Raw genomic sequence first — 6385 nt, 5'->3', positions numbered from 1 at the left:
CCGATCAAGGTCGTCGGCTACTTCTCCGGCAGCCACGGCATCGCCGCCTCGGCGCGACTGGGCGCGCGCGCCTTCGAGGCGCTGGGCGTGCCGGTCGAGCGCATCGACGCCAGTCACGCCAGGCTCACCTGGACCCCGCGCGGCGATCCGCCGGAGCGGGCGAGCGCCTGGATCTTCCATCTCAACCCGCCGGAACTGCTGGCCGAGCTGGCGGTGCTCGGTCCGCGACGTTTGCTGGGACCTCGTTACGGGTATTGGGCCTGGGAGCTGCCCCGCGCGCCGTCCCGCTGGCTGAAGGACGGCGCGCTGGTCGACGAGGTCTGGGCGCCCAGCCGTTACAATGCCGAAGCCCTCGCCGGCGCGGCCGCCCCCGTGCGGGTCGTGCCGCATCCGCTGTTCGCCGAGGACTACCGCGACGTGGCCCCCGCCCCGCGCCGCGCCGCGTTCCAGGCGCTCGCCCTGTTCGACTTCAACTCCTCGGCCGCGCGCAAGAATCCGCAAGGCGCCATCGAGGCCTTCCGCCGGGCGTTCGGCGACGACCGCGGCGCCGAGCTCACCATCAAGACCCAGAACGGCCGGCTCTTCCCGGAGCTGCTCGCCGGACTGCGGGTCCGGTGCCCGCCCAATGTCCGCCTGATCGACGAGACCTGGCCCTATGCGCAGGTGAAGGCGCTGATCGCCGGCGCCGACGCGCTGATCTCCCTGCATCGCGCCGAGGGCTTCGGCCTGACGCCGGCCGAGGCCATGGCGCTGGGCGTGCCGGTGGTGGCCACGGGCTTCTCGGGCAACCTCGACTTCATGGACGCCGGCAATTCGCTGCTGGTCCCCTACGCCATGGCGCCGGTGCAGGACCCGCAGGGCATCTATGGCCATCAGAGCTGGGCCGAGCCCGACCTCGACGCCGCGGCCCAGGCGCTGAGCCGCCTGCGGGCCGACCCGGCCCTGCGCCGCCGGCTGGCCGAGGCCGGCCGCCGCGCGGTCGCCGAGCGGCTCTCGCCGGAGGCCTGGTTCGCCACCCTGCCCGCCGGGCTGCAAGCCGCCGCCCTGCGCCTGAAGGCGGGCGAGGCGCCGCTAGCCTAGCTCAGCGGTCGCTGGTCGCGCCGGCGGGCGGCGGACCGCAGTGGCCGGCCCTGGCCTGCACCACGTAGAACAGCGCCCGGCCCTGGGCGAAGCTGTAGTGCTCGGAGATCGGGTTGGTGGATTGGCCGGTCATCAGGCTGGGCGCCTGGACCGCACCGCCGGCGTTGTCGGCGTTCAGCGCCTGCTGGTTCCAGCTCGACAGCGCCGTGCCGCACGCCGCCACCGTCGCCTCGGCCACGAAGTTCGCCGCATCCGATGAGCCGGCGAGCGTGTAGCCCCAGCGATGCAGGCAGTCGTCGATCGCCGCCGACGGATCGCCCATCGGGGCGGCCGGCAGGACGCCGACGCCGGTGGCGGGTCCGGCCGGGCTCGTCTGCGTGGTCGTGGTGCTCGTGGTGGTGGTGGTGGTGGTGGTGAACGGCTTGCAGATGCCGCTCGCGGCGGCGTGGCCGTTGGCGCCGTCGCAAGCCGACAGGCCCAGGGCGGCCACCGCGGCCGCGGCGACGACGGAGATCGATTTCGCGGAGGTCATTCACACACCTGCATGGGGGCATAGACCAGCCGTCCGGCCTGGTCGTAGTAGGGACGGGCCACGTAACGGCACGAGGCGCTGGTATTGGTCCCGTAGGCGCCCGCATAGGCCGGCGTCGAGGCGTAGGCCGCGTTGCGCCGCGGAGCATAGCGCGCGTGGCGATAGCCGCGGTGGTCGCAGCTGACCCGCGACACCTGGTTGCCGACGACCGCGCCCAGGCCCGCGCCCACCAGGGCGCCGGTCCCCTTGGACCCATGCCCGGCCACGGCGCTGCCCAGCAAGCCGCCGCCGAGCGCGCCGACTACCGTGCCGGTGACCCGGCGGCTATGCGCATCGGCTTCGCACCCGGACCGCGCCTCGGCCGCCGACGCGGCGGCCACCGTCAGGCTCACGCCCACGGCGAACAGCAGATGGCGCATCGATCTCTCCTCTGGCTGGAGCCTCACGCCGCGAGGCCCGACGAGGAGAAACGCCTGTGAAGGTCGTTTGGTGGCGCCGAAGGCGCGGCTTAGCCGGCCTTGCGGCTGAGCGGCGCGTCGCAGGGCAACTCCGCGAGCCGCCGCGGGCCTTGCCAAAGCTCGACGGCCGGGATGCCCGCGCCGCACAGGGCATGCGCCTTCGCTTCGGCTTCCGCCTGGTCCTTGGCCTCGATCCACTCGCCCCAGGTGATCTTGCCGGCCGTGTCGAGAAGATATGCGCGAAAGGTCGCCATAGTGGCCCATTCAAGCGGAGACGGGGGCGTTGATACTCTCCATCGCGAAATTGCGCGCTGCGACCTGAGGTAGCTTGGCGGTAACGGCGGCCGGCGCCTGGCGGCCTATTCCAGCCAGTCGAGAAAGCCCTGCTTGGCGAGCCAGAGCAGGCCGAGCTCCATCGGACGGCGCTTCTCCTGCGGAAAGGCCAGCAGCACCTCGCGCACGCTCGCCGCCTTGCCCGCCGCCACCAGCCGCACCGCCTCGGCGCAGTCGTCCAGGCTGGCGCGCCAGTAGCCGAAGGCCTGGTCCAGTTCGGTGTCGCGGGTCTTCAGCACGTCCGCCGCGCCCATGCCCGTGGCCACGCGGAGCGGCAGGTCGAGAGAGGCGATCAGCGTCGGGAAGCCCGCGAAGTCGTTGAACGGGTCGCCCTTAACCGGATTGGTCTTGCGCCGCGCCGGCGGGTCCTTGGCGGCCGCGCGGATCGCCGCCAGCTCGTCGAGCAGCGCCTGGTACTGAGCCACCACCACCGGCCAGTCGAAGGTCCCCGCCACCCGCGCGCGGCCCGCGGCCCCCATCTTGCGCCGCAGCTCCGGCGAACGGATCAGCTCGGCGATCGCCGCGGCCGCGCGGCCGATGTGCACGGCCGTGAACTGCGCCACCGTGCCCACGAAGGTCTGGTAGGAATCGATCTCGAAGACGTGCCGCGCGGTCATGGTCGCGCCGAGCCCGCCCGGCGGTCCGCCCAGCGTCGGGATCAGGAACGCCTCGACCCCGTCGCGCATGGTGTAGCGGTAGCCGTCCCAGTCGCTGGCCACCACCGGCAGGCCCGCGGCCATGGCTTCCAGCGGGGTGATGCCGAAGGTCTCCTGGATGTTGTCCACCAGGCTGAGGAACAGGTCCGAGGCGGCCCAGAGCTCGCCCAGCAGCTCGCGGTCGTTGCCGTCCAGGAAGCGGATCGTGACGTCCGGCGCGCAGGCCCGGGCCGCCTGTTCGTAGCGGCCGCGGTCGAGCTCGGTGGGGAACCAGCCCGCCAGCGCGAAGGTGATCTTCGCCCCGGTGTCCTGGGCGGCGCGCTGCAGGGCGCGGAACATGGGCTGCGGGAAGGCCTTCTCGAAGAACGACAGCCGCCCGACCCACAGCGCCAGGATGTCCTCGTCCGCGAGCCCCAGCGCCGCCCGCCGGCGGGCGCGCGCCTCGGGTCGGTCAGCCATGGCGGCGAACGCCGCGCCATCGACGCCCAGCGGCACGATCGGCAGCTGCGGCTGCGGCGGGGGCTTGCCCCCGGTGCGCTCGGCGAGGTGCTCGCCCCACTCCGCGTACATGCGGGCCACCGCGTCGCGCACGCTGGGCGAGGTGCAGATCACCGCGTCCCACGGCTGCACCGGCCCGACCGAGGCCATGGCCATCAGCTGGCGCATGAACGGCGGGGCTATGGTGTGCACCAGGCCCAGCAGGCTGTAGGCCCGGTCGCCCGCCTGGGCGCGGCGGATCCAGGCGATGTCGAAGAGGTCCGGCTGGCCGCGCAGCAGGGCGCCCGACTGGGCCGGGAGCGCGGTGTTGAGCACCGAGGCCGCCACGATCCGCGTCGCCTGGTCGCCGCGGTCCAGCAGGGCGGCGCGCAGGTCCGCCTCGGCGAGCTGCTTCTGGCTGAGGATGTCGAGCTGCTCGAAACCGCCGTGCCGCGCCAGCGCCCGGAACAGCTCCAGGTTGGCCACGTCCTTGCCGAACGGATTGGCCTTGGTCGACAAGGCGCCGGCCGGATGCAGGATGGACAACCGGCTCGCCACGTCGCTCCCCGCCATTGGATATCCGCGCTAGATAGCACGCTCGATTCCGAACACGAGAGCGTCCGTCGAGCCTTGAGCGAAGCGCCCACCCCGAGCCAGCCGCCCCTGGATGCGGCCTTCGCCGAGGCCGCGCGGCTGCAGCAGCAGGGCGACTTCGCGCAGGCCGCCGAGGCCTATGGGCGCCTGGCGGCCAAGGCGCTCACCGTCAACATCGCCGTCAACCTCGGCCTCTGCCTGACGGAATGCGGCCGCTTTTCCGAGGCGGAGCCTTGGCTGACCCTGGCCGCCAGCCACCGTCCGCAGGCCATCGAGATCCGCCGCCTGCTGGGCGTCCTCTATTCGGAAATGGGCGATGTCGAGCGCGCCGAGCAGCAGTACCGCGCCGGCCTTCAGGTCGCGCCTGACGACGGTCCCCTGCGCCTGGCCCTGGCGGGCCTGCTGCTCTCCGTCGGGCGTTACCGCGAGGGCTGGCCGCTACTGGAGGCCCGCGTCGCCCTGCACCCCGATGTGGTGCCGCCGATCGACGTCGGCTTTCCTGAGTGGCGCGGCGAGGATCTGGCCGGCCGCGCGATCCTGGTCTGGTACGAGCAGGGCCTGGGCGACCAGATCCAGTTCGCCCGCTTTGCGCAGGGCCTCAAGGCGGCCGGCGCGGGCCACGTGGCCCTGGGCTGCCGCCCGGCCCTGGCCGCCCTGCTGGCCACGGCGCCCGGCGTCGACGAGGTCGTCCCGGTGGCCCGCGGCGAGACGGTGGCGATCCGCGATTACGATGTCTGGAGCCGCTACTTCAGCCTCGCGGGCCATCTCGGCGTGACGCTGGAGACCGTGCCCGGCGCGCCCTACCTTTCCGCCGCAGCCGGCCGCCGCGAACGCTGGCGCGGCTTCGAGGGCGTGGGCCTGGTCTGGCGGGCCAGCCCCACCGGCTTCAACGCCCGCAACAAGAATGTCCCCGACGACCTGGCGCGCCGGCTGCTCGACCGCGGCGCGCTCAGCCTGCATCCGGAGGACACCGGCGCCGCCGACTTCGCCGACACCGCCGCCATGGTCGAACAGCTCGACCTGGTGATCTCCATCGACACCTCGGTGGCGCACCTGGCCGGCGCCATGGGCAAGCCCTGCTGGACCCTCATCCCGCGCCTGCACGCCGACTGGCGCTGGCTGCGCGATCGCGACGACAGCCCCTGGTATCCCTCCATGCGCCTGTATCGACAGGCCGAGCCGGGCGACTGGGCCCCGCTGATCGCCCGCCTCGAGCAGGACCTCGACGCCCGCCGCGGCTAGAGCGCGGCGGCCTGCCTCGCGGCGACGCGGACTCGCGAATTCACATTCGTCGGGGAACCCGGCCCCGCCCCCGGCTCTTCTGATCACACGGCCGGCCAAATCCTGGGCGCCGACCGCTGAGAGACCGACGTGCTCCCGCCTGTTGGAGCGCTCTGTGGACTCCCCTCACGAATATCGCGCCAGAGCGGTGGCCGCGCGCCTCGCCGCCGAGAAGGCGCTCACGCCAGAACTCCGCGCGAGCCTGATCCGCGTCGAGGCGACCTGGCTGGCCCTGGCCGCCACGGCCGAGCTGGTGATCCGCGACTCCGCGGCGCAACAGGCCGAAGCCCGCGCCGACGGCGACGAGCGCGAGCGAACGGCGTTGCTCGCCGGCCCGCCGGCCACCGACGCGCGACGCCGCCGCTGATCCTGATCCGACGCGGCTTTCGCGGGTGTGGTTTCGGCTGGCCGCGATGTTCCGCTTGGCCTTCAGCCATCAGGCTCCTGCAGCCATGCCGGGATGTCGCGATGACCGTGAAGCACCCGCCAGACGTCCACGTGGTCTTGCCTCTCGACGTAGAAGACCAGATACGGGAAGCCGTTGAGAAGGCGGGTCCGCAATCCCGGCAGGTCGAGCTCCTGGCCCAATCTCGGCGAGCCCGCCGCGGGATGGCGTCCGATCATGCGCAGAGCGGTTTCCAGCGCATCCACGAAGCGGAGCGCCACAGGCTCGCCGGCCTCGGCCGCGTAGAAATCCACCGCGGCTTCGATGTCGCCGCGCGCCAGCTGGCGCAGAATCGACGGCTTGGGTGTCATCCCACCTTTCGGCCGCGCCCCCGGCCGCGAAGGTTTTCGAAATAGGCCGCGTCGGCTGGACCCGCCGGCGGCGATGAGGCGCCATCGAGCAACAGGCCTCGAAGCCGCTGGCGATCCTGGTCTCTGCGGATCAGCTCGCGGATGTACTCGCTACTGGTCCCGTAGCCACGCCCAGCGACCTGCTCATCCACGAACGCCTTGAGCGATTCCGGCAGGGA

9 protein-coding genes are annotated in these 6385 nt (G+C 72.6%); 3 read left to right on the top strand and 6 right to left on the bottom strand.

Annotated elements, in window-relative coordinates; translation table 11 throughout:
* The coding region (locus tag VGT80_RS17220; protein WP_327457886.1) for a glycosyltransferase family 4 protein at positions 1-1080 on the top strand (1080 nt) is incomplete at its 5' end.
* A 1-nt stretch (position 1081) separates the two neighbouring features.
* On the opposite strand, the gene VGT80_RS17215 is transcribed toward VGT80_RS17220, so the two are convergent.
* From VGT80_RS17215 to VGT80_RS17200, 4 genes are all read right to left on the bottom strand, one after another.
* Positions 1082-1612: a hypothetical protein gene (locus VGT80_RS17215; protein ID WP_327457885.1), complete on the bottom strand. Its 531-nt coding sequence runs from the start codon at positions 1610-1612 to the stop codon at positions 1082-1084.
* On the bottom strand, positions 1609-2031 hold the full coding sequence (locus VGT80_RS17210; protein ID WP_327457884.1) for a glycine zipper 2TM domain-containing protein: 423 nt from the start codon (positions 2029-2031) through the stop codon (positions 1609-1611). Before VGT80_RS17210 ends, VGT80_RS17215 begins: the two co-directional genes overlap by 4 nt.
* Positions 2032-2120: 89 nt before the next feature.
* Positions 2121-2324 carry a hypothetical protein gene (locus tag VGT80_RS17205; protein ID WP_327457883.1) on the bottom strand — a complete coding sequence of 68 codons (204 nt, stop codon included), beginning with the start codon at positions 2322-2324 and terminating at the stop codon, positions 2121-2123.
* A 105-nt stretch (positions 2325-2429) separates the two neighbouring features.
* Positions 2430-4109, bottom strand: coding sequence for a glycosyltransferase family 4 protein (locus VGT80_RS17200; protein ID WP_327457882.1), 1680 nt, complete (start codon positions 4107-4109; stop codon positions 2430-2432).
* 57 nt (positions 4110-4166) lie between these two features.
* Here VGT80_RS17200 and VGT80_RS17195 point away from each other — a divergent pair, with 57 nt between their 5' ends.
* Positions 4167-5372, top strand: a complete 1206-nt coding sequence (locus tag VGT80_RS17195; protein WP_327457881.1) for a tetratricopeptide repeat-containing glycosyltransferase family protein — start codon at positions 4167-4169, stop codon at positions 5370-5372.
* Positions 5373-5526: 154 nt separating this feature from the next.
* Positions 5527-5778, top strand: a complete 252-nt coding sequence (locus tag VGT80_RS17190) for a hypothetical protein (protein WP_327457880.1) — start codon at positions 5527-5529, stop codon at positions 5776-5778.
* A 62-nt stretch (positions 5779-5840) separates the two neighbouring features.
* Here VGT80_RS17190 and VGT80_RS17185 read toward each other — a convergent pair whose 3' ends face one another.
* Entirely contained in the window at positions 5841-6167 is a 327-nt protein-coding gene (locus tag VGT80_RS17185) for a type II toxin-antitoxin system RelE/ParE family toxin (protein ID WP_327457879.1), read from the bottom strand.
* On the bottom strand, positions 6164-6385 hold a 222-nt coding region (locus VGT80_RS17180), incomplete at its 5' end, for a ribbon-helix-helix domain-containing protein (RefSeq protein ID WP_327457878.1). The genes VGT80_RS17185 and VGT80_RS17180, both read right to left, overlap by 4 nt.

The organism is Phenylobacterium sp., from assembly GCF_035944335.1.
Lineage (GTDB): Bacteria > Pseudomonadota > Alphaproteobacteria > Caulobacterales > Caulobacteraceae > Phenylobacterium.
Note: the sequence above shows the minus strand (reverse complement) of the source record. Positions and strands in the feature narration are given on the sequence as shown.